The organism is Alloprevotella tannerae ATCC 51259 (assembly GCF_000159995.1).
GTDB lineage: Bacteria > Bacteroidota > Bacteroidia > Bacteroidales > Bacteroidaceae > Alloprevotella > Alloprevotella tannerae.
In genome coordinates, this window is record NZ_GG700642.1 from 114,806 (window position 1) to 137,638 (window position 22,833).

At 48.2% G+C, this 22,833-nt stretch carries 17 protein-coding genes and 1 tRNA gene; 8 read left to right on the plus strand and 10 right to left on the minus strand.

What is annotated here, in order from left to right; genetic code table 11:
- The first annotated feature begins 2 nt into the window (after window positions 1-2).
- The 3 genes from GCWU000325_RS00530 (at window position 3) to GCWU000325_RS00540 (ending at window position 7,819) form a co-directional block, all read left to right on the plus strand.
- The gene (locus tag GCWU000325_RS00530; protein WP_006253912.1) at window positions 3-1,703 is read left to right on the plus strand and encodes a glutamine--tRNA ligase/YqeY domain fusion protein; all 1,701 of its coding nucleotides are present in this window, start codon (window positions 3-5) and stop codon (window positions 1,701-1,703) included.
- 88 nt (window positions 1,704-1,791) lie between these two features.
- The gene (locus GCWU000325_RS00535) at window positions 1,792-3,087 is read left to right on the plus strand and encodes a tetratricopeptide repeat protein (protein ID WP_040598699.1); all 1,296 of its coding nucleotides are present in this window, start codon (window positions 1,792-1,794) and stop codon (window positions 3,085-3,087) included.
- 340 nt (window positions 3,088-3,427) lie between these two features.
- On the plus strand, window positions 3,428-7,819 hold the full coding sequence (locus GCWU000325_RS00540) for a translocation/assembly module TamB domain-containing protein (protein ID WP_006253916.1): 4,392 nt from the start codon (window positions 3,428-3,430) through the stop codon (window positions 7,817-7,819).
- Here the strand turns inward: GCWU000325_RS00540 and GCWU000325_RS00545 are convergent.
- Window positions 7,791-8,732 (minus strand): glycosyltransferase family 2 protein, encoded by a 942-nt coding sequence (locus GCWU000325_RS00545; protein WP_040598703.1) that lies wholly within the window; start codon window positions 8,730-8,732, stop codon window positions 7,791-7,793. The genes GCWU000325_RS00540 and GCWU000325_RS00545 overlap by 29 nt on opposite strands.
- Before the next feature lie 247 nt (window positions 8,733-8,979).
- Here GCWU000325_RS00545 and GCWU000325_RS00550 point away from each other — a divergent pair, with 247 nt between their 5' ends.
- The 3 genes from GCWU000325_RS00550 to GCWU000325_RS00560 all read left to right on the plus strand — a co-directional run bounded on the left by GCWU000325_RS00550 (window position 8,980) and on the right by GCWU000325_RS00560 (window position 10,995).
- On the plus strand, window positions 8,980-9,183 hold the full coding sequence (locus tag GCWU000325_RS00550) for a winged helix-turn-helix domain-containing protein (protein WP_006253918.1): 204 nt from the start codon (window positions 8,980-8,982) through the stop codon (window positions 9,181-9,183).
- 148 nt (window positions 9,184-9,331) lie between these two features.
- Window positions 9,332-10,771 (plus strand): CCA tRNA nucleotidyltransferase, encoded by a 1,440-nt coding sequence (locus tag GCWU000325_RS00555; RefSeq protein WP_006253919.1) that lies wholly within the window; start codon window positions 9,332-9,334, stop codon window positions 10,769-10,771.
- Window positions 10,772-10,921: 150 nt separating this feature from the next.
- Window positions 10,922-10,995, plus strand: a tRNA-Thr gene (locus GCWU000325_RS00560).
- A gap of 836 nt (window positions 10,996-11,831) precedes the next feature.
- Here the strand turns inward: GCWU000325_RS00560 and GCWU000325_RS00565 are convergent.
- The gene (locus GCWU000325_RS00565) at window positions 11,832-12,923 is read right to left on the minus strand and encodes a hypothetical protein (RefSeq protein WP_006253923.1); all 1,092 of its coding nucleotides are present in this window, start codon (window positions 12,921-12,923) and stop codon (window positions 11,832-11,834) included.
- Between the two features lie 33 nt (window positions 12,924-12,956).
- Window positions 12,957-15,158 carry a hypothetical protein gene (locus tag GCWU000325_RS00570; protein WP_006253924.1) on the minus strand — a complete coding sequence of 734 codons (2,202 nt, stop codon included), beginning with the start codon at window positions 15,156-15,158 and terminating at the stop codon, window positions 12,957-12,959.
- A gap of 415 nt (window positions 15,159-15,573) precedes the next feature.
- On the opposite strand from GCWU000325_RS00570, the gene GCWU000325_RS00575 reads away from it, so the two are divergent.
- Window positions 15,574-16,299, plus strand: coding sequence for a DUF554 domain-containing protein (locus GCWU000325_RS00575; RefSeq protein WP_040599054.1), 726 nt, complete (start codon window positions 15,574-15,576; stop codon window positions 16,297-16,299).
- A 439-nt stretch (window positions 16,300-16,738) separates the two neighbouring features.
- Here GCWU000325_RS00575 and GCWU000325_RS12480 read toward each other — a convergent pair whose 3' ends face one another.
- The 7 genes from GCWU000325_RS12480 to GCWU000325_RS11765 form a co-directional block, all read right to left on the minus strand.
- Window positions 16,739-16,873: a hypothetical protein gene (locus GCWU000325_RS12480; protein ID WP_006253928.1), complete on the minus strand. Its 135-nt coding sequence runs from the start codon at window positions 16,871-16,873 to the stop codon at window positions 16,739-16,741.
- A 208-nt stretch (window positions 16,874-17,081) separates the two neighbouring features.
- The gene (locus GCWU000325_RS00580) at window positions 17,082-17,705 is read right to left on the minus strand and encodes a nitroreductase family protein (RefSeq protein ID WP_006253929.1); all 624 of its coding nucleotides are present in this window, start codon (window positions 17,703-17,705) and stop codon (window positions 17,082-17,084) included.
- The gene (locus tag GCWU000325_RS00585) at window positions 17,702-18,901 is read right to left on the minus strand and encodes a 4Fe-4S binding protein (RefSeq protein WP_006253930.1); all 1,200 of its coding nucleotides are present in this window, start codon (window positions 18,899-18,901) and stop codon (window positions 17,702-17,704) included. The genes GCWU000325_RS00580 and GCWU000325_RS00585 overlap by 4 nt, the downstream gene beginning before the upstream one ends.
- A 4-nt stretch (window positions 18,902-18,905) precedes the next feature.
- Window positions 18,906-19,418, minus strand: a complete 513-nt coding sequence (locus GCWU000325_RS00590) for an FMN-binding protein (protein ID WP_006253931.1) — start codon at window positions 19,416-19,418, stop codon at window positions 18,906-18,908.
- A gap of 60 nt (window positions 19,419-19,478) precedes the next feature.
- The gene (gene aroB, locus GCWU000325_RS00595) at window positions 19,479-20,522 is read right to left on the minus strand and encodes a 3-dehydroquinate synthase (protein WP_006253932.1); all 1,044 of its coding nucleotides are present in this window, start codon (window positions 20,520-20,522) and stop codon (window positions 19,479-19,481) included.
- A 62-nt stretch (window positions 20,523-20,584) separates the two neighbouring features.
- Window positions 20,585-21,019 carry an acyl-CoA thioesterase gene (locus GCWU000325_RS00600; protein WP_006253933.1) on the minus strand — a complete coding sequence of 145 codons (435 nt, stop codon included), beginning with the start codon at window positions 21,017-21,019 and terminating at the stop codon, window positions 20,585-20,587.
- Between the two features lie 66 nt (window positions 21,020-21,085).
- Window positions 21,086-21,355 (minus strand): hypothetical protein, encoded by a 270-nt coding sequence (locus GCWU000325_RS11765; RefSeq protein WP_154646542.1) that lies wholly within the window; start codon window positions 21,353-21,355, stop codon window positions 21,086-21,088.
- A gap of 208 nt (window positions 21,356-21,563) precedes the next feature.
- Here GCWU000325_RS11765 and GCWU000325_RS00610 point away from each other — a divergent pair, with 208 nt between their 5' ends.
- The gene (locus GCWU000325_RS00610) at window positions 21,564-22,634 is read left to right on the plus strand and encodes a bifunctional 3-deoxy-7-phosphoheptulonate synthase/chorismate mutase type II (RefSeq protein WP_006253935.1); all 1,071 of its coding nucleotides are present in this window, start codon (window positions 21,564-21,566) and stop codon (window positions 22,632-22,634) included.
- The last annotated feature ends 199 nt before the right edge of the window (window positions 22,635-22,833 follow it).

The window sequence follows — 22,833 nt, forward strand, 5'->3', positions numbered from 1 at the left end:
GTATGTGTACGCACAACGAGAACACGAACGAGATCAAGGAACGAATGAACTTTATTGAGCAGATCGTTGACAACGACCTGAAAGAAGGCAAAAACGACGGTCGGCTGCAAACACGCTTCCCGCCCGAGCCCAACGGCTATCTCCACATAGGCCACGCGAAGGCAATCTGTATGGATTTCGGCATAGCAGAACGCTTTGGCGGGAAATGTAATCTGCGATTCGACGACACCAATCCGCAGAAGGAAGACACAGAATATGTAGAGGCAATCTTAGAAGACATTAAATGGTTAGGATTTCAATGGGATAACATCTATTATGCCTCCGATTACTTCCAACAACTGTGGGACTTTGCAGTACGTCTGATTAAGGAGGGAAAAGCTTATATTGACGAGCAATCCAGTGAAGAGATTGCCGCACAAAAAGGCACGCCGACAGAGCCAGGGAAGCCCAGTCCTTATCGCGACAGGCCGATTGAAGAAAGTTTGGCGCTCTTTGAGAAGATGAACACAGGCGAAGTGCCCGAGGGCGCAATGGTTCTGCGCGCCAAGATAGATATGGCTAATCCTAATATGCACTTCCGCGATCCGGTCATCTATCGTGTGATCAATAAGCACCATCATCGCACGGGCGATCAATGGAAAGCTTATCCGATGTACGACTTTGCGCACGGGCAGAGCGACTATTTTGAAGGCGTCACTCACTCTATCTGCACGCTTGAGTTTGTTCCCCATCGCCCTTTATACGACTATTTTATAGACGAACTTAAAAACGGAAAAGACCTGAACGATCATCGACCGCGCCAATACGAGTTTAATCGGCTCAACCTCACTTATACAATGATGAGTAAGCGCAAACTTCTGGCTTTAGTGCAAGAGCACATTGTCGATGGTTGGGATGATCCGCGTATGCCGACCGTTTGCGGACTTCGCCGGCGTGGTTATTCGCCACAAGCTGTGCGTAAGTTTATCGATATGATTGGCTATACGAAGTTTGATGCGCTCAACGACTTTGCAATGCTTGAAGCCGCCGCCCGCGAAGACCTAAATACGCGCGCCCTGCGCTTGAGTGCTGTGCTCCACCCCGTAAAACTCATCGTCACCAACTATCCTGAGGGCAAGGAAGAAGAGATGATTGCCGTCAACAATCCCGAAAACGAGGCAGAAGGCACGCATACAATCACCTTTAGTCGCGAACTTTGGATGGAGCGTGAAGACTTTATGGAAGATGCACCCAAGAAATTCTTCCGTATGGTTCCCGGCAAAGAAGTTCGCTTAAAGAATGCCTACATCGTGCGTTGCACAGGCTGCAAGAAAGACGAAGCCGGCAACGTCGTAGAAGTATATTGCGAATACGATCCTGAAAGTCACAGCGGAATGGAAGGCGCTAACCGAAAAGTAAAAGGCACACTCCATTGGCTGAGTGCCGCCCACTGCCTACCGGCTGAAGTGCGCGAATACGACCGTCTCTTCTCCGTAGAAAACCCGTCTGAGGACGAGCGAGACTTCCGCGAACTCGTTAATCCGGACTCTAAAAAAGTATTCACCAATTGCTATGTAGAGCGCTATGCGGCTGAACAAACGGCCAACAAGTACCTGCAATTCCAGCGCATCGGCTACTTTACTTACGATAAAGACTCTACGCCCGACCATCTGATCTTCAATAAGACCGTAGGACTTAAAGACAGCTGGGGCAAAAAGAACTAAATACAGACAAATGAGCGTGGGAAGGGAGCTATATCATTTGGCTCTCTTTCCACTTTATTTTACCCCTCTCCCACTTCATTCTATAATCATGCCCAATCCAGACCATTCTCTGCAAGCGCTCATCGAAGAATACGAACGCTTGATTGCATCCGGAGAGCCTTTCTATATGGAAGCCGAATCCTTAATTGATATTCTGGAATATTATATCAAGCAAGGCAAACTCGAAGAAGCAGATGAGTGCTTGCGAATTGCACTTCGACTCCATCCCAACAATGACGATCTGCTCTTGACCAAGGCTTATCGTCTGAAAGACAGGCTGCGCTGGCAAGAGGCAGAGGAAATCATCCACCAACTCTCCGAACCCAACGAGAAGGAAGTGGCTCTTTTTTATATCGAAAAGATGCTCTGCAAGCTGGATGCTAATTCAGCGGAGAAAATCTTCACGGAGACTTTCAAGCTCAAAGACGACGAGTTTGGTGTCGAATTTCACGTTGACTATATCGAACTTCTACTCGACTATGGGCTTTATGATCGCGCCCTGCGCCTCCTTAAAGCGCTGCCGGATGGCTATCAAGACCAAAAACATCTTTACGAACTCCAAGGAGAGGCTTATTGCAATCTAAGATCCTTCGATGCAGCAATCGACGCCATCAATAAAATGATCGACTTAGATCCATACGACGACATCTCTTGGGTACAATTGGCAGAAGTGCAATATAAGGCCGAGAAGTTTGAAGAGGCAGTTGATAGTTGCGACTACGCTCTTACGATCAACGCCGACAATAGTCGCGCCACGCGTATTAAGATACTATCGCTCATCGGACTACGTAAAAGTGCCGAGGCCTCAACCTTGGTTCAAGACTTTCTGGATAGCAATCCGGACGACTACTTAGTATACCTCCTCTTGGCTGAACAAATGGGCGGACTACATCTTTACGACACCTCCATTCGCCTTTTCAGAGAAGCAGCCTTGCGTTGCCCGCAAGACAGCGTGGATCATCTGCGCATTGTGACCCATCTAAGCTCGGTTCTCCTCTATGCCGAGCGCTACGAAGAGGCCTTAGAAACGATGATGAGTGCAAATTCAGCCAACATAGACGTGCAAGACGTCCGCCTACAAATAGCTGAAGCAGCCTTAGCTCAAAAGCAAACGTCCGTAGCCCTCACGATCATCCGGCGAGGGTTAGAAGATCCGACGGATCAAGACCATTTGCTGCGTTATACGTTCCTTTTGGGAAGAAACAAAATCTACAAAGAGGCCGCTACAATTTGGCAGCGACTCTTGCAGCAACTAAAGACAGACGATCCGGTAGCGCTACAATATTTAGACAAGGCGAAGGAAAACTTAGCAGCTCCCACTGCAGAAACACAGGAGCCTGATTAAGAACAATTTTGCCCCACGAAAATGGCGCGCAAAATTGAAATAGCCCGTTTGCGCTCACGAGAAAAAGAGCTTACGCTCACGAGGAAAAGAGCTTGCGCTCACGATGAAAAAGGTTTGCGCTCACGAGCGCAAGCTAAATAATGGTGTGCTTCTTAAAGATCCATCAAAGGGAAGAGGAAAAAAGTCTTTACGAAAACGCCACATTTAGGGCTGTCGTTAATTTTGTTTACATCCTTCTTGTCTACTACGTTGACAGATAGTTATGAAATGTGAGATGGCCTTATTTTCCATCTTTTTATCGTAACTTTGCGACTAATATAGAAGTCGGCATATTAAGAAGTTGGGAAAAATAGCGCGATGGGTCGTAGGGGGATTATTGTCTCTCTACCTTCTACTATTGATTATCTTCAACTTTTCTCCGGCTGATCGCTGGGTGAGCCGGCTTGTTTCTCAGCAACTTTCAGACCGTCTGCATACGCAGGTCAAAATTGGTGGTGTTCGGTTGGGCCTGTTTAATCGTTTGATCCTAACTGATGTCTACTTAGCCGATCAGCGCGGAAAAGAATTGCTGCGTGCTGATCTTATGTCGGCTAAGATTGAATTTCGCTCCTTATTTCAAGGGCGTGTTTCGCTGCGTACGGTTTCGCTGCTCGATGCGCAAGTAAACCTCTACAAAGAAAGTCCGGATAAAGCGCCCAATTTTCAATTTTTGCTCGATGCTTTCCGCTCCAAAGATCAATCGCCCTCTAATCTTGACTTGCGCATCAACTCGCTGATCTTGAGGCGCTGCAAAGCAAGCTATCACGCCTTGTACGCCCCTCGAAGTCCGGAAAAATTGAATTTGAACCACTTAGTTGTTTCCGACATCAATGCTAACGTTAGCTTAAAGCATCTGACGCCGGATAGCATCAACATACGTGTGCGTGAGCTTTCTCTGCGCGAGCAGAGCGGTTTAGACTTGCGCCGCCTGAGCCTGCGCTTGGCTGCTAACAAGACGCGCGCTGATATACAAGACTTTGACCTGCAGTTGCCAGGCACAAATATTGGTTTTCCACGCCTGCTGGCTTTTTATAAACCGGACGACTTCTTCAAAACCCTGTATTTGGCCGGCCGTATTGATAACGCCCAATTCACGACGACAGACTTCGGTTTTCTTGTACCTCGCTTGCGCGGTTTTACACACACTCTGACGGCGCGCGGACTGTTTGCCGTCAATGCCAAAGAAATCGTGCTCGAAAACTGGTACGTCCACGAAGAGCATAACAACTTGCTGCTGGCGCTGAGCGGCAAACTCAGTCGCAGAAATGGACGCATCGTGAGTGCGGATGCAAATATCAAAACGCTGAATCTTCGCGAGGGTCTTATCTCGCAAGCCTTTCTACATTTTTTGCACCGCCCCCTACCCGCTTTCCTAAAGACGCTGGCCTATGTCGACTATACAGGTCGACTACGTTGGGAGGAAGGCGGCATCAATCGCGTTGCAGGCACGTTGAAGACGGCCGTAGGAAGCGTAGAAGGCCGACTGGCTTTTAATGGACACTACGAAGGCAACTTAAAAGTAAAAGCCCTACGGCCAACAATCATAGCGCAGAATCAGGATTTGCCGGATCAGCTCTACGCCACCCTATCGGGTAGCATGGCACGCGATGGTAGTAAAGCCGACCTAAAACTTGCGCTTGAAAGCGGGCAATATCGTGGGCATTTCTACAACAATCTGCAAGCAACCATCAATAAGCGAAACGACGATTTGCAACTTCAGCTTATGGCGAAAGACCCTGCGGCCGACTTAAACGGAACGGTGCAGGCTCGCTTACGTGGGACAAACTTGGAAGCGATACGCTTGGAAGCAGACGTGAAACAATTGAACCCGGGAAGATTGAACTTGACCCGCTATTTTGGTGCATCCTCATTCTCCGGTCACGTCAAAATGGCAGTAGATGATTTGAAGCAACTCACGGGCCATATCAAGGTAAATGACTTCACGCTCTCCGGCACTGACAGCCCTTATCGCTTAAATCAATTAGAACTCTCCAAACAACATAATCGCTTAGACTTAAAAAGTGACTTTGCCGACTTGCTGGTAGAAGGGCCCATAGCGCCCGCTACGATTAAGCAATTGCTCTTTTCTTTATTAGACCGAAGTTTACCCGGCTTCTTCTCAAAACCGATTGCGTCTCCGCGAACGACATTGGCCTTTAAAGGACAGGTAAAAAAGACAGACATGCTCAATCGCTTTCTTCACATCCCCTTATATGCCGAAAAGGGCATCAAAATAGAGGGCAAGTTAAGCAGCAGCGCGCGCTCATCCGTCATCATTAGTGCGCCGACTCTGTCATACAACAACTTTGCCCTTTCCGATTTGCGCTTTTATCTGCAAGGAGAAGGAACGCGCTATACAGGCTTGGCACAAGCGGCAAAAGAGGTAGGAAATACGCAGATGAGAGTGGCACTGGAGGCGAAAACAGATAGCGGTAAACTCCATACACACTTAGCTTGGGCCAGCGCAGATGAGCACGAGTTTAAGGGTGATATGAAATTGATCTCTACGTTCAAACAAACGTTGCGTGGGCGCTTGATCCGAACAGATTTTGTGCCGACAACGATGACCGTAGGCGATACTTTGTGGACCTTCTCTAAAGGCGAATTGGCTTATGTAGACCGCACCTTGGACGTAAAAGGCTTCTCGCTGCAGCACGGCGACCGCAGTTTGTCCATAAGCGGACGCTTGTCGCCCTCACCTAAAGACTCGATCGTGGCAACTTTGCAAAAGGTGAATGTAGACTATATCTTGAACCTTGTAAACTTTAACGACGTGGCCTTCGCCGGACCTGCAACGGGCACGCTCAGCGTATCGGAAACGGCCGGCTACCCCATAGTCTCCGTAGGTTTGAAGATACCTCGTTTTTTGATAAACAACGGGCCGATGGGGACGGCTTACATCCGAGGTGGATTTGACACAAAACAAAAACAGATTAACATAGACGCTCATATTCTGAATCCGGAAGAAGGCGTGACTGATGTGAAAGGCTACGTATCGCTCCTGCATAAGAATTTAGACCTCTTCATAAAAGGAACAGGGACTGATCTGCGCTTCCTGCGCCGATGGGTGGGCGACATTTTTAATGACCTGCGCGGAAAAGCAACGGGACACGTTCGACTTTTTGGCCCGCTGAAACAATTGGACTTGAAAGGCGAAGAAGAGGTGGAGCTGGAAGCGCAAATTGCAGCTACGGGGGCACATTATAAGGTCGATGGTGGGCGCGTCGTGATACGCCCCGGCTTGTTTAGCTTCAATGAAATTCCCATTTCAGATGGAGAAAAAGGAAAGGGCGTCGCGCAGGGCTATTTACGCCACAACCATTTGCATAACTTGACGTATGATTTCAATATTTCTGCAGAAGACCTCTTAGTATATAAGCGCTCACAATCAGCAGACTTACCTTTTTATGCTACAGCTTATGGCTCAGGTAGCGCACACTTGAGCGGACGGCCGGGACTATTTGAGGCCGATTTGGATATGCGCACTGAAGAAGGCACAACACTGACCTATACTGCCGATGCGCCGGAGAAGGGCGACAATGCCTTGTTGCGTCTGCATAATGGAAAGGATTCACTTGTAAAGCAAGGAGCTGTTGCCGGCATAAAAACGATGACTCAGCTGACGGATATTAAACTTAATTTCTTGTTTGATGTACGTCCGGAAGCAACACTGAAGATCGTAACGGACGAGAAAGCGGGCAACGTGCTCACTCTCCACGGATCGGGACCTATTCGTGCGAATTGGTATAATAAAGGTGCGTTTAAAATGTATGGCACTTATAAGATTGATGGTGGATCGTATAGGATCAGTGTGCAGGATCTGATTCGTAAGAATTTTACGCTGACGCCGGGGAGTAAAATGATTTTTGCGGGCGATCCATTCCAAGGTGATCTGGATATGCAAGCTGTATATACGGTGAAATCTGCCTCACTGAGCGATTTAAATATTGGTAACAACTTCAGTCGAAATACGGTGCGCGTCAATTGTTTGCTAAACATTAAGGGTAAAGCCGGCAACCCGCAAGTTTCTTTTGACCTCGATCTTCCCACGGTTAACGAAGATGAGAAGCAGATGGTGCGAAATCTGATCAGTTCGGAGGAGGATATGAATATGCAGGTGCTATATCTTTTAAGCATTGGGCGTTTTTACACTTACGATTATGATCAAACAAACGCCGGAACAAGGCAGACGCAGAGCACGGCCGCAATGAAGAGCTTCCTATCTAACACGCTAAGTGACCAATTGAACAACGTGTTGCAAAATGCGATAGGCAATTCTAATTGGTCCTTTGGTGCTAACGTTCAGACGGGCCTTGTTGGCTGGAAAGATATGGAGGTCGAAGGCTTGTTAAGCGGCCGTCTATTAAATAATCGGCTTATCATCAATGGAAATTTCGGTTATCGCGATAAGCCAATCAACAATACAAACTTTATAGGCGACTTTGATCTGCGTTATTTGCTGACGCCCGGAGGAGGCGTGAGTTTAAAAGCCTATAGCGAAACCAACGATCGCTACTATACCAAGTCCTCGCTGACGACGCAGGGCGTTGGTCTGCTACTACAGCGCGACTTCATCAATTTTAGAGACCTCTTGAAGCTACGCAAAAAGAAGAACAACAAGCAGTCACAGCCGCTTCCTCAGCAAGAAGAAGCCCCCGTGCTGATCAATTTCCGCCGCCGTTCGACTTGGTAGCCTTGCGCTTCGATTTTTGCAAATCGGCGTAGTACCATAATTTATAGAGAGAGAAGATAAACAACAAGGGGCGCTTACTTTCTAATAAGTAATGGCGCATGTGCCGGCTCCAAAAGCCCAATGTCCAACGCAGCAAACCGCTCAAGCCAAGCCTTTTTGCTTGAAGATAGAGGCGCGATGGTCCACTTTCGCTTTGCATCGGCTCACCTAATTTGCTGAGTGTACGTAATGCCGTCTCCGTTTTCTTCAGAAAACTTTCGTTCGAATCAATACCTGTGTGTATAAGTGGATTGTCGATATGCAGAATCGAAAAATGCGCGGATCGAAGTTCCAATCCCAAAAGCGCATCTTCATAACCATAATCCGTACAGCGCGGATCGAAGCGCACCGCATCGAAAACTTCTCGCGCAAACATCGCATTAAACATCGTGAAGAAACGATACGGCTGCTTTTGACGCACATCGGCCGGCCGAAGCCTTTCCGCCGATAGTTCATAGCGGCTACGCAATTCATGCCCTTCAGGCGCAGGTCCGGAAGGCGTGTAGAGGCGGCCGCAAACGACCTTTGCCTGATCGCGCACCTCCCAATAACGCACCAAGAAGTCCGCCGTACACACTTGCGCATCGCTATCTATAAATAAGAGATACGGGAAACGCGCCAAATCAATCAGATGATTGCGCGATGCAGCCGGCCCACTGTTGCGTTCGGCCCTTATCCAGCGACAATGCGGAAGCGCATTAACCTTCTCAGCTACAGCATTGAGCGGCTCAAGTGTTGAGCAGTCGTCGAGGACGATTATTTCAAAATCAAAGCCCTCCTTTGTATTTTCCATCAATTCCAACCCCTGATGCGCTAAGTCACTAACCAAGGTGGAGCAATCGCAATTATAGGTTGGAATAAGAACAGAAAGCATAAATAAATCGTAAGATATGGTTTGCAAATTTACGAGAAATAGGCCATTTATTCTATATTTAGTACAAAAAAGGGCTTTTCATCGTGCTTTTCTTTCCATAATCATAGCAAGAATAGGTGGAAAATCCTATATTTGCAATAGGAGATAAGCGCGAACGATAAAGATAAGACGCGCCAAAGATTCAAATGCGACAAGCGGTGTTGTAAGCTAAAAGAAGAAAGTACCGTTATACTATAAAATTAGACTTATGTTTACTGAAAAAGTAGGAGAATTAGCCGGCAAAATTTGGGTGGCTTTGAATGAGAATGGTAAGCTCACCGGTAAAGAACTTAAGAAGTATATCAAAGTTCGTGCCGATAAGGAGCTTTACCTTGGACTTGGCTGGCTACTTCGCGAAGACAAGATCGACGTTACCGAAAGCGATAAAGAGATTCTTGTTGTGTTGAAGTAACCTATGGAGATGCATCGCCATACTATATATAATATGGTATGGATGATAAGAATGTTTAATCGTGTCTTTGCGCATTGGCGCTTTGACACGTTTTTTCTTGCCCACTGTGTACCGAAATCCTAATTTTGCAGTCGTAAAACAAAATTGAATGAGACATTTAACCCCAACCGATATCATACAACTGCTCGATCGTGAGCCGCTTTTCAGAGAATTAGCGCAAACGGCCGACCGGTTGCAGCTTGAGTGCTACGTCGTAGGTGGCTATGTGCGCGACCTTTTTCTCGAACGCCCAACAAATGATATTGATATTGTGGTCGTCGGTTCCGGAATCGCAATGGCCGAAGCCTTGACGAAGCGTTTGGGGCGCGCAGCTCACCTTTCTGTCTTCAAAAATTTCGGGACAGCGCAAGTGAAATATCATCATCAAGAAATAGAATTTGTCGGCGCACGTCGCGAAAGTTACAGTCACGACTCGCGCAAACCAATCGTAGAAGACGGAACACTCGAAGACGATCAAATGCGTCGCGATTTTACGATCAACGCTTTGGCCGTCTGCCTCAATACTGCGCGCTATGGCGAACTGGTTGATCCTTTTGATGGTTTGTGGGATTTGGAAGATGGCTTGTTGCGTACGCCCACTGATCCGGATATTACTTTCTCCGACGACCCGCTGCGTATGATGCGTTGTGTGCGCTTCGCCACGCAACTCAATTTTCGCATCGACGATGAAACTTTTGCAGCCTTGGAGCGCAATGCCGAGCGCTTAAGCATCATCAGCGGCGAGCGAATCATCGAAGAACTAAACAAAATCATGCGCGCTCCTTTGCCTTCCATCGGTTTTGTCGAACTGCAACGCAGCGGTTTGCTCCCGATCATCCTGCCCGAATTGAGCGCATTGGACAATGTCGAGACGCGCAATGGAAAATCACACAAAAACAACTTCTACCACACGCTCGAAGTATTGGACAACGTAGCGCGGCGCACGGATAACGTTTGGCTGCGCTGGGCTGCCTTGCTCCACGATATAGGTAAGGCGAAGACCAAGCGATGGGAGCCGGCCGTGGGTTGGACTTTCCACAACCACAACTTTGTAGGAGAGAAGATGACGCCGGCTCTTTTTCGCCGACTCAAACTTCCGCTCGACGAACGTATGAAATACGTCAAGAAAATGGTTGGCTTACACATGCGGCCCATCGTTATTGCTGACGACATTGTCACGGACAGTGCAGTGCGCCGCTTGCTTTTTGATGCCGGAGATGATATTGACGACTTGATGCTCTTGTGCGAGGCCGACGTAACGAGTAAAAACGCACAGCGCAAGCGAAATTTTTTGAACAATTTCAAGTTGGTACGCGAGAAGTTGGTAGCCATCGAAGAAAAGGATCGCATTCGCAATTTCCAGCCCCCTGTGACCGGCGATGAGATTATGCGCCGCTTTTCCTTGCCTCCGTGCCGCGAAGTGGGCCTCTTAAAAGCTGCGCTCAAAGACGCTATTTTAGATGGGAAAGTGCCCAATTCTTATGAGGAAGCCTTGGCTTTCGTACTCCAAGAAGCAGAAAAGATGGGGCTAAAGCCAACAAATCCTTGAAAATATTTGGTCGTAAAGAAAGGATAGCTTACTTTTGCATCCAGAAAATGGGTAAGTGCTGTACGGCCAGCTCCCTTCGAATCCTCCAGGGCTTGACCGCAGCAAAGGTAGTTGGTTGTAGCGGCGCGATGCAGAGAGCTTACCCACCCCGCCTCTTTAGCTCAGCTGGCCAGAGCACGTGATTTGTAATCTCGGGGTCGTTGGTTCGAATCCGACAAGAGGCTCAAAACGAAGCTTACGTTAACAATAGCGGACGATTTCTGAATAAGAACGTCCGCTATTTTTTTGTTTATACTCCACAGCTCACAAGGCGTATAAGCAGTAGCATTTTTCAACCATAAGCGGCCCGCCTCAGCTCGGAAAATGCTTTATTGAGCGCAACTTGTACGAATATAACGTCAGCCCATTTTCCTTAGCCATACTGAGCGCCTGCAATTACGCGCACCTTCACAGCATCTTACGCTATAAGTCTACAAAAGGGCCACATCAAGCCTCTTTTTCCCACGTAAAGAGCAGGCATACTAACTGCTTACGAAGCGTCTCTTCAGCTTACGCTCGTGAGCAAAAGGTTGTACGCTCGTGAGCGTACAACTGTATTATCGTGAGAAGAAAGGTCTACGCTCACGATAGTAAAGTCTGCATGCAAGAGATGGGCTTCAATTTTTCAAGTTTTCGTGGTTGAAAAATCAAATATAAACCGAAAAAGACAATCGAGAAGAGTGCTCTGACCAAGCCTACTGATCGGCAAGCAAAAAGGCGGCACACTATGCGGGGATAGCGTTTGCAAGAAAAGATAGCCCACCCGTTGTTTTTCAAAAATGCTTGACGATAGTAGAAATATCGGTGGCAAATGAATAGTGCTCTGCATCCTTTAAGCCTTCGTCCTTCATTTCATCTGTGCCTAAAGGCTCAGTTTGTTCTTCCCAAAACGAAGAACAACGATACCCTGAAGTGCGCAATTGAGCTTTAAGGGTATCGTTGTTGGTAACTATTAAACTACACGCGCCTTTCTATGCTTTATACGTCAAAAGGCGTGCATTCAAAAGGCGTTGTAGGCGTATTAGGGCAGGATTTTTACGGCTGCACATTGGTCTATTCGCAAGAAAAGCGGCTGACGAGGTAAGTTGCCCACTTGATTTACGCCACGGCGAATCGTAGCTACGCGCAAGCATTTCCCATCAAGCGTATAAATAGCCAACTGCCGGCCGACGTATTGCTCGGCTTCGATGCTCAACAATCCATCTTTCATCTCGCAAACAATGTTGGGCTGATCGGCGCGCGCCATCTGAATGCTCGAAGGATCCGGATCTTCCGGCAAATAAGAAAGACCTACGTAGCAATAGCCACAACCTTGCACGATCATAAGTCCGCACGTAGCCAAGGTTTTTGAGGTGGGGTTGTACATTTGCCAGCAATGCGTATCCGGATTCATACCTCGATCCTTAAAACCATTGGCCGCAAGAAGTTTGTAGACCTCACTTATTTGCGGCGTTGTCACACGTTCCCAAGAAGCGGCCAAGAGATATACGGCGCAAAGTTCGTCCTCGTCGGGCGTAAAAGCGAGCATCAAAAACGGAAACTCGGCATTCTGCGTGGAGAATATCTCCAAGCCGGCACGATCTTGCTCGCCAATCTTCGGATTCATAGCCCAATAATCTGCGGTATAGTTTGTATAGGCTCCGCTTTGCAGCATTTCGCTCATCGTTTTCGATTTTTCTTGCCCCCAACTCACACTAAACTGGGGAAAAGGCATATCTACGTGGTCTTTTACTTCAACCGTAAAAGGTATTTCATCCAAGATATTATTGGGATCAAAAGCATCGAGTGTGCCGGGATAGGCACCTGAGATGAGCAATTTTAGCCGGACGCTTCCGTCACCAACAGATTTGAAAGCGTTGCCTTGAGGTAATACGATCGTACTGTCTTCTGAGGCATAACGAATCACGATGCGCTCGCCTTTGCTTATGTGGTTTTGCGTCGCCGTATTATACTTCTTGACATACATGCGATACGTGCGATTAAAAGGTATGGATAGCGTGTTGGCTACTAAAACGCCATGGTCGTCGTTATTCGTTCGCGCTTGCAAATGATCAGCAGCAAAGAGCAGCAGAACGCAGGCAAGGAGGAAACGGATTGGTCTTATAGTTTTCATTATCAATATTCGTTTATGATTATACTTATGTTTTTAGCGTACAGGTACGATTATCTTTACCGACATAGGCTTTTGCGCACCCTGAACAGGCATAAAGGTCACAATATATGTACCTGCGGCCAACTTAGATGCAGGTGCATACTGACGGCCTGCGACATCGCACACGCCTAAAAGACGCACGCCGGCTGCAGTCTTAATTTGACCGGCCTCAATCTGAATATAGGAGGCCGCCAACGCTTGCTGCATAAGCCCATCTATGACTTCTCCTTCGCCGCACGGAACGGGCAATTCGTTGTTCACACCAACAAAACGCTTCCATACGATCTCCGAGCGCCCGGCATTAAGTTTGTCAGCAAAAGCTTGACTCCGCATTTCCGAAAGTGCGCACCCCGTACCGGAAGATACGCCGCTGAAGAGCGCTTCGTCGTAATAGCAATTCTGTACATCAAGCGTAAGGCCGTCAGTGAGCGCCGCAGCAGGGAAAATTGGGCCTAAAGCGCCCGCAGGATCAGTTGCCGTCACGCGGCCAATGTTATAAGTATTACGAATATCAATCGAAGCGCCCTGCAAAGCCATTCCTAAAAGTCCGCCGGCACAAGATGCGGCGCTGATCTCGCCGGCATTGAGGCAGTCAACAATATTTAGGCGGCCGCTTTCCACATAGCCGACAATACCACCTGCAAAATTGTTGCGCGTATTTACATTACCGTAATTGATGCATCGACTGATGGTTGTTCCGGACGCACTACTCATACCCAAGATTCCACCAATGGCCACGTCTGACGCGTCTACGTTAGCGCGAGATGTGCAGGCCACAATTGAAGATGGGGTCAAGAAGGACGAAGTCGCGATACCACCCGCATAAGGCTTAAGGCGCGCCTTGACGGTTACGTTTTCACCCGCGTGGCAATTGATAATTTCTGACCCAACTAAGACGGAAGCAACGCTTGCTACGATTGCGTCGGCCTCAAAATAGCAGTTGGTGAGCGTTAAGTTGGAAATCTTCGCATTTTTGACAATACCAAAGAGCCCGACACCCAAATTAAAGCGGCCGGAGAAACGCATCGTGAGGTTTGAAATCGTATGATTGTCGCCGTCAAACGTACCGCTGAAGGCCTTAAGTGCAGTTCCTTCGGCGCCGAAGTTGTTGCCGATCGGTTTCATCGCCTTTACCGCCTCCATATCTACATCATTGGTGAGCTTAAAGTACTTTCCGTCGTAATCAGTTTCAGTATCGACGGCCAGCGAAAGGTCTTCTATGTCGCCCGAGTTTGAAATTAGGTACGGGTCTTCCTGAGTTCCGCTGCCGCCACTGTAAGTAAAGTCACCCGCCTTCCGAATGCCGGTGCCGGTAAGCTGAACTTCAGCAATGGTTTCTCCGGATTGGAGCTGCAAAACTGCTTGCTGAGGGCCGGCAGCTTGAGGCGCGAACGTCACATCAACTTCTGCGTTCCCATTGGGCTCACTCACGGCAAATTTATCCTTGGATAGGCTAAAGAATTTTGCATCTTCGCCGGTCAAGGACAAAGCTACGTCAGCCGATAAGTTCTTATACGCGACGCTAAGTTTGATTGTCTTTGTTTCACCCTTAGCTACCTGCCCAAAATTCAAGCGATCCTCTCCCGTCTGTATGGATGGGCGCTCAGGCGCTCCGGCTTCGTAATCCGTAATACTGATATCGTCAAGATTAAACGCCGCATCAAAGCCTTTCGCCGCGGCATAATCGAAGACGGCATAGTCAGCCCGAACGATTCGCACGCGTCCGGTTTCGACATTAGCCTTTGCGTGAAAACGTTCAACGTCCATTGTGGGCGTAAAAGGCTGACCTAAGGTCTCCCAGTGTTCACCTTCGTCCTCCGAAACTTGAACACACCACGCGACCTGCGAAGTTGCGTGCTCTTCGTAAGCACGGTAGGAAAATTCAATCACACCTAAGCCACCCACCTTGTCTTCTTTCATCACCAAGTAAGGCATTTCCTTCATCGACATTCGACTGCCGTAGATGCGAGCCGATACTTTACCATTCGCAAAGTCGCTTGAGCTACCCGATCTCCGGACCGCATACATCGACCACGAAATGCCGTTTAAGAGGACGTCGTAATGATTCGGCCGATCTCCGATTCCATCGGCTTTAGCCATTTCAAAATCATAATTCCACCCTTGTGCGGCCAAGTTAGTCGGCAGACAGAGCATAGCCAACAAAGCCACAAGACAGTAAGTACAAAATTTTTTCATTGTTTTGAGGTTTATAAATTAGTGGTTCCAACTATTAGAATTCGTTAGTCTGCTTGCCATCTTATGATTTCCTTGATGGCGCAAAACAGAACTCAACTTTTATAGCGTTAACTTGATTCGCCACAAAGTTAACATTATTTTTTAGATGAGAACCTTTTGATTACATTTTTTATAGAAGTCATAAGCAAGAAAGAGCGCCTACCCCTTGATGCCCCAAGCGCATTCTCTCTCACCTCCAATTTTTCCGGAAGTAATTCTACCCGATTTATCAGGCAACAGAGAGCGATCAGAAGCATCGCACTAAAGACTTTCGCGAAGCAGCGACAAAAAAACAATGCGAGAGCACAAATTTTACTTCCTTTTTTCTCTTTTATTCGGCGGCGTTATCGTAATTTTGCAGCAAAAGTCTAACACTATGTTTGCTATATTCATAAATATCGCAGCGATAATAGGCGGCAGTATCATCGGCGGCCTTACAAAACGTAAAGTTAACGAGCAATATCTCAATGCCTTAAGTACGGGTATGGGCATCGCGGTCTTGGTTCTGGGTATCTATCTGGCTATTCAAGATATGCAGAAAAGCACAACGCCCGTCTTGTTCATCATGTGTTTGGCCTTCGGCGGAGTTATAGGTTCGTTTCTCAAGCTGGATGCACGTATGGAGCATTATTCGAAAAAGGTGGGCAAGGCTACGCCCAAGAACATGGGCTCTGCCAATCTCTCAGATGGTATTACGACGGCCGTACTTCTATGTTGCGTGGGCACACTGGCTATGGTCGGACCAATCCGAAGCGCCATCTACGGCGACGATACCTACCTGATGACGGCGGCCACGCTGAATTTTGTCACCTGCATCGTTTTGTCTTCCTCTTACGGCGTAGGTATTTCGCTCACGTCCGTACCGGTGTTTATCTGGATGTCGTCGTTCTTCCTGATCGGCAAGTTCTCGGCCGGTTTGGTTACGGGGGCGAACTCTGAAATCACGGCTAAAATCATGACGGAGACTAATATTGTCGGTGGTGTCTTAATCGCAGCAGCCGGCCTCGGCATTTTGCACATTAAAGACTGCAAGACGGTCAATCTGCTTCCGGCTTTGTTCTTACCACTTATTTATTTTCTGATCGTAAACCTCTTTACTTAAGAGTAAATTCTTATTGTACATACAATTAGCAATTAACATAATCTACTCAACTTTGGAGTCCGGTGCCGCTTGCATCGGACTCTTTTTGCAGTAGTAGAAACGACAAAAAGGCCGAACCGATGACAGTCGGCTCGTACGCAGTAGGCGGCCAGAAAAGTCTATTCGCCCACCCTTTCTCTTGAATTTTCGCTGCACAAAGTCCCACTTTTGAAACCTTGCACCCGATTATTGAACGCGCAGATTTAACCTTCTCAAATTTTCACCACGGTGAAACGATCGTACGCTCGTGAGAGTAGACACGTACGCTCACGATAAGAAGGCTTTTTCATCACGATAAAAAACGCGTAAATCAACACCGGACGCGCAATAATAGGACTTGCCTTGCCCATTTTCCAAAGAAAAGCAGCGAAACGCCCGCCCTACTTCTCGCCATTGCAGATCAAGTAGCATTATAGCGGTAGTGGGCGCGCATCATATAAGCCGGCAGCCTGACGACATAAACAATAAGGCGCGCCACGTGAAGTGCGCGGCGCATTGGGCGCGACTTACGTTTTCGGCCGCCGGTCTTCTCCATAAAGGATCAGCAGTTGCCTCACCAACAGGTTGTTGCCATCGCAAACCAAGGAGCGTTAAGACATTGAGATGGGTGACGAATGAGCCGATAGCAGACGATGCTTAAGCAAAAGACGGCGCGCATAAAAAAAACTGCAACACTTCGCAGAGAAACATTGCAGCATACTTTACAGCCATAGGCCTATGACGTGCTTCAAATGCCTATGTGCTTACCACGTATTATAATGGATGTTTTCTTTTTTAAACTTATCCTTGGGCGTAGATGGTGCTTTCGGATAGCCGATCACAATAACATTGAGGGGAATTGCATTGTCGGGAAGTGAAAGTATGTCGGCCACCTTATCTACCAATTCCTCATTCGGATAAACGGCCGCCCAGACCGCTCCAAGTCCGAAGCTGTGAGCGGCCAAAAGGATGTTCTCAGTGGCAGCCGAACAATCCTCAACCCAGAATCGACTCGACCGGCCCTGCTTATCAACAACAGCAGTATCGCCACACACCACAATGGCTGCCGGAGCTTGCGCTGCGAAACCGGCATAAGGCAGATTGTTGCCCAACGTTTGAAGCGTCTGCTTATCATCTACGATGACATACTTCCAAGGTCGCATATCAACGGCCGTAGGTGCGGCCATTCCGGCCCGCGCCAAACTATCCAAGAGCGTGCGCCGCACCGGCCGGTCAGCATATTCGCGCACGCTGGTACGCGTCATAATGTTATCGAACACAACTTTGTCAACAGGCGTAGCAGCCTCGCCCGAAAAGGCCAACGAACGCACTAAAGCCACGATGAAAGCAAGGGCCAGGACGATAGAGATAATCTTATATTTGTTCATTTCTTCTTAACGTTATTCGGTTTTTTATCGAGGTCCTCAGCCAAATTGAGCAGTGTGCCCACGGGGCAGAAGAACGTGCACCACGGCCGCGGGATAAATAAGCTCAACCCAATAAATGAGGCCGAGAAAATCACTACGCCAAGCGGTGCAACACTGAAAAGGAAACCGGAGAAAGGCTCGTAATCTAACAGCCAAGCTCCATAGCCAAACCAGAGTAAGACCAAGAGCACCATAAACACATAGAAGCGCAAATTACGCAAGCGCTTGTAGGCCTTAGCCGGAATACGCACCTTAGGCAAGGGCAGGCGTAAAGCCAAATCTTGGAGTGCGCCGTAAGGACACACCCATTGGCAGTAATAATTCTTTTTGCCGAAATATGGCATCAAGATGGCGAGCAACAGCATAGCGAAAGTGGGCAGCACGAGTAGCGGATCAAAGCCGTTCATCAGCCACCCGCGCAGTAGGGAAACAGAAATAAACTGTCCGCACCAGAAGCCGCAGACGAGGACATTGAGGCTAAGCGCTAAAAGGCGCACCCACTTCTTGCCACGCAAAACCGTAGCGGCCAAAAGGCCAAAACCCAAGACCAAGAAAACGACAATGGTCTTAGGCCAACCCAAAGCCGGCATAGGGAAAGCGTCAACTTTTTGCTGCTCATAGGCTACAAGGGCTGCCTGCACGTTGAGATTGATCGCTCGACTTGAGAAGGTGGCGCCACTAACGGCATCGACCTTGGCTTGCACCAAATCGTGCGCCTTTTTCCCCTGCCACGCCTCCAAAACCTTAGCAGCTTGGGTGAAGAATGAGGGCGTCTCCGTATTGTCAAGTGGCAGTATCTGCCGCACAATACTATCTTTGTCGATAAAGACGAAGAGCGGCACAGGGCCGGCAAAGCCTTTCACATCCGGCGCAAAATGGTCCGTTCGAAAAATCGTACCCTCGTTCTGCCCGGCGGGTGTTGTTACGCGCCAGATCGCCGTATCCTTTTCCGTCAGCACAGCCTCCTTCAGTCCGAGTGCGGCCAATTGCTGCGGCGTTGGAGCTACGAAAGATGCCGGAACGGCCTTATGCTCCTCCTGCGCCATCGCGAGCGGCCGGCCAAACCATTTGCCGGCACTAACGGCCGTAGCCGCTAAAAGAAGAAAAACGGCGAGCAGCGAAAGAAGCCGCTCGCCGGTTATAATCCATTTGTTCATTACATTATTTTACGTATTTGCTATACGCATCCAGTGCCGCCTTGACGTTTGCAGCCAAAGCCTTGCTGGAAAAAGTAGCGCCACTGACCGCATCTACACTCATCGTCGCGGCTTTCTTGGCAGCCTTGCCCTTAAACTGATTTTGCACCGTCACGGCCTTGTCGAAGAAAGAAGGCGTCTCGTTGTTGGGCAGTGCATACACCTTCTTGCATTTGCCGGAATTGTCCACATAAACCAAAACCGGCACAGGGCCGCGATAGCCTTGCACATTAGCAGCAAAAGGCGTAGAGTTGATCACATAGCCAAGGGCCTTGCCTTTGAGCGAAACGGCCCAAATGCCGTCGTGTTTCTGCTCCAGTTGAGCTCCGGTCAGACCAAGTTTCGTCAATTGACGCCCATTCGGCGCTACCGTTTGAGCGTTGGCGACTACTTTCGGCGCTGCCTGCAAAAAGCCCACAGACGTAGCACTTCCGACCAAGGCCAGCGCCAGCGTAAGAATTAAAGTTGAACGTTTCATATTGTTGTATTGATTTTATTTCGACCACATTGTGCAGTCGTGATTTATCTTTATTTACCCCTAACCTTCGCGTAGGAAATCAAAAGCCTCATAGATTTCTTCGCGCTCGGCGTGTTGGTCTGTAAAAATACGCCCCACATCACCCAAGAAGGTAAAGTTGATGACTCCACCAACGTTTTTCTTATCGTGAAGCATTAGTTCGTAAAGTGTATCATAGTCGTCGCACGAGAACTCGAAGCGACCATAATTCTCGATTAAGTAGCGCACAGTTTGCCGCAAGCGCTCAAGCGGGAAATCCCGATGCACGTGACTCAAATAGAGTTCGCAAATCATTCCTTGTGCGACACAAGAACCGTGTAGTTGCGGAGACTGGCGACGAAGCGACAAGGTCTCAAAAGCATGGCCAACTGTGTGGCCAAAGTTTAGCGCTTTACGCAAGCCGTGTTCTTGAGGATCTTCGGCGACAATGCGCTGTTTGAGTGCGATACTCTCGCCTACCATCTTCTGCAGGCGTTCAAAATCGGGCGCAGCCAAATCGAAATCCAAATGTTCCGCCCACGCTTGCACATTATTTAATAAGGCGTGCTTCAGCATCTCTGCATAGCCCGAGCGAAGATTGACGGCATCGAGTGTGCGCAGGAACGGCGTATGTATCCATACACGCTGAGCCGGACAAAAGACGCCGATCTCGTTTTTCAGTCCGTTAAAATTAACGCCCGTCTTACCGCCGACAGCGGCATCGACCATAGCCAGCAACGTAGTCGGGACATTGATGAAGTCGATCCCACGCTTGAAGGTGGCCGCAGCAAAACCGCCCAAGTCAGTAACCATCCCGCCGCCCAGACATATTATTAATGAGTGGCGCGTAGCCCCATGTGTTTGCAAAAAAGTCCACACTTGGGACAGTGCCTCCAAATCTTTGTGGGCATCGGTCGAAGCTATAATGATATCAGGCGAAAAAAGTGAAGTGCTATCGCCTAATAAAGGACGGCAAAGGCGCTCTGTCTGCGTATCGGTCAGCACAAAGATGCGGTCATAGCCTCCCTGCTGCAGGCGGCCGACTGCTTCGGACAAATTATCGACAAGTAGTACGTGCTGTTTCATTTCTAAAGTTTCACAGACTTATGACCGCACAACGAGAGCAAGATTTGACGCCTCGCAGAAACTTATTCGTCTCTCTCAAAGCGCTCAATTGCCGCTCGGAAATCGGCCGGCACCTCTACGCTTTTCTTTTCTTTCAAAGAATAACAAACCATCACTGTAGAGCAACGACAGACAACCGTATTGGTTTTTAGGTTGACTGCACGCTGCTGCAAGGTGAAACTCTTTCTACCTATACGAGGGATGCAGGTTTCTACAACGATCTCATCTCCATAAAAGACGGGATGAAAAAAATCTGCACTGATATTGGCTACAATCGGCACAACGCCGTGTGCTTTCCCATCTGCCCCCATTACTGAATTAAGGTAATCCATCTTACCTAAGTCGTAATAGCTGAAATACGCATTATTGTTGACGTGACCGTAAGAATCTGCGTCATTAAAACGTATCTGTATTGGCATTCTTCTACGATACGTAAGCTCGTCTTTTGGTTCTTCCATACTTTAATCTATTCAAGGTGTGCTGCAACTTCGTATGCGTCGTTACAGCGCCTCATCGTTGTTGTTTTAATCAAAATAAGTACGGGCAAGGGATGCGATTTTGCCGCGATCAACTATCGTATCCAGCGTATCAGGATCAACACGACACAAATCGCGCAGCGCATAAATTGCATTTTCCTCGTCAGTATTGTCGACAGAGACGAAAGCGAAGAGGTGATTGCGAGCATCTAAGATTTTGATAGCGCCACGACAATAGTCGACCGTACGATCTTGATGCGATAATTGCGCCGTAGCGTAGTGCAACAATGCGTCTATAAAATCACTTCGTTCGTCCATAATCAAAATTAGCAGGAGCAAAGTGCATAACTTCACACTTTTAGCCTCTTCTACGTGATGCAAAGTTAGCACAAGAAACAGCGGCCGCAAAGAAAATATAGCCTTTAATGGGATAAAGCCGCAAAACTCCTCATAAAAAATGAGAGAAAGAAGAAAATGAAAGCCGCAATCTCTGTACTTTTGCACAAGTAAAAACGAAAGATTATTTATGGACTTAGATTTACGCCCTCTCGCCTTACCAGCCGCCCCTTGCGGCGAAAAAACGCTCTTGATCGCGGGCCCTTGCGCCGCAGAAACGGAAGCACAAGTAATGCAGACAGCACGCGAATTGGCGGACTTTGGTGTTCGAATCTTTCGTGCCGGCATTTGGAAGCCGCGCACCAAGCCCGGTGGCTTTGAGGGAAAAGGCTTGGAAGCGCTCCCTTGGCTGCGCCGTGTCAACGAAGAACTGGGGATGATCACGGCTACGGAAGTGGCAACGCCAACGCACATCGAAGCTGCACTTAAAGCGGGCGTAGGTTTGCTGTGGATTGGTGCACGCACGGCGACAAGCCCATTTGCACTGCAAGACATGGCAGACGCTTTGCGCGGTGTCAACATTCCGATCCTGGTGAAAAACCCTGTTAACCCCGATATCGAGCTATGGATTGGCGGACTCCTACGCCTGAACCAAGTGGGCATAAAGCGCCTCGGCGTCATCCATCGCGGCTTCTCTACCTACGAAAAAAAAATATATCGCAACGAGCCTATGTGGAGTGTCCCCATTGAGTTGCGTCGCCGCTTCCCGGATTTACCTATTATTGGAGACCCAAGTCACATAGGAGGTCAACGTTCACTGATTGCCCCTTTGGCACAACAAGGACTCGATTTAGGTTTTGATGGTCTGATCATCGAAACGCATTGTTCGCCCGAAAAGGCTTGGAGCGACGCCGCCCAGCAAATCACGCCCACTGTTTTGAAGTCCTTACTCAATCAGCTTGTCATACGAGATCGAAGGAATGAAGCGGTACAATTAGATGAGATGCGAGCACAAATAGATCGCCTTGATAGTTCTCTCATTCATCTGCTTGCTGAACGAATGGCCGTTAGCAGCAAAATAGGAGCTTATAAGAAAGCACATAATCTAACTATCGTGCAAGCTCGACGCTACGACGAAATCCTAAAACGCAATTTTGAACATGGGACATCTCACGGAATGACGCCTCAATTCATCAAGGCCATTTTTGAAGCTATTCATGAAGAAAGTATACGTCGACAAGCCGAAATTATGCGCGACTAAACAGCAGTTTTTCCTCTCTTTGTCGAATCAAAAGCCAATAATTTCTTCAACGCTTTTCTCAAAAAAACTTAGGAATCCTTTGTTAGGATAATCAAATCCTTTACTTTTGCTGTGTAATAGCAAACTAATACAGAAAGAAACCTCGCGATTTGTGTAGCCAAACCTTTTTAAGAGCTTCTCATAGCGGGATTTCCAAACG

Coding starts and splice junctions, on each gene's coding strand:
- GCWU000325_RS00570 (WP_006253924.1), bottom strand. CDS start 15,158: ATGAAAAAATTTTGTACTTACTGTCTTGTGGCTTTGTTGGCTATGCTC.
- GCWU000325_RS00585 (WP_006253930.1), bottom strand. CDS start 18,901: ATGAACAAATGGATTATAACCGGCGAGCGGCTTCTTTCGCTGCTCGCC.
- GCWU000325_RS00600 (WP_006253933.1), bottom strand. CDS start 21,019: ATGGAAGAACCAAAAGACGAGCTTACGTATCGTAGAAGAATGCCAATA.
- GCWU000325_RS00530 (WP_006253912.1), top strand. CDS start 3: ATGTGTACGCACAACGAGAACACGAACGAGATCAAGGAACGAATGAAC.
- GCWU000325_RS00580 (WP_006253929.1), bottom strand. CDS start 17,705: ATGAACAAATATAAGATTATCTCTATCGTCCTGGCCCTTGCTTTCATC.
- GCWU000325_RS12480 (WP_006253928.1), bottom strand. CDS start 16,873: ATGGAGAAGACCGGCGGCCGAAAACGTAAGTCGCGCCCAATGCGCCGC.
- aroB (WP_006253932.1), bottom strand. CDS start 20,522: ATGAAACAGCACGTACTACTTGTCGATAATTTGTCCGAAGCAGTCGGC.
- GCWU000325_RS00610 (WP_006253935.1), top strand. CDS start 21,564: ATGGACTTAGATTTACGCCCTCTCGCCTTACCAGCCGCCCCTTGCGGC.
- GCWU000325_RS00590 (WP_006253931.1), bottom strand. CDS start 19,418: ATGAAACGTTCAACTTTAATTCTTACGCTGGCGCTGGCCTTGGTCGGA.
- GCWU000325_RS00575 (WP_040599054.1), top strand. CDS start 15,574: ATGTTTGCTATATTCATAAATATCGCAGCGATAATAGGCGGCAGTATC.
- GCWU000325_RS00565 (WP_006253923.1), bottom strand. CDS start 12,923: ATGAAAACTATAAGACCAATCCGTTTCCTCCTTGCCTGCGTTCTGCTG.
- GCWU000325_RS00550 (WP_006253918.1), top strand. CDS start 8,980: ATGTTTACTGAAAAAGTAGGAGAATTAGCCGGCAAAATTTGGGTGGCT.
- GCWU000325_RS00555 (WP_006253919.1), top strand. CDS start 9,332: ATGAGACATTTAACCCCAACCGATATCATACAACTGCTCGATCGTGAG.
- GCWU000325_RS00535 (WP_040598699.1), top strand. CDS start 1,792: ATGCCCAATCCAGACCATTCTCTGCAAGCGCTCATCGAAGAATACGAA.
- GCWU000325_RS00545 (WP_040598703.1), bottom strand. CDS start 8,732: ATGCTTTCTGTTCTTATTCCAACCTATAATTGCGATTGCTCCACCTTG.
- GCWU000325_RS11765 (WP_154646542.1), bottom strand. CDS start 21,355: ATGGACGAACGAAGTGATTTTATAGACGCATTGTTGCACTACGCTACG.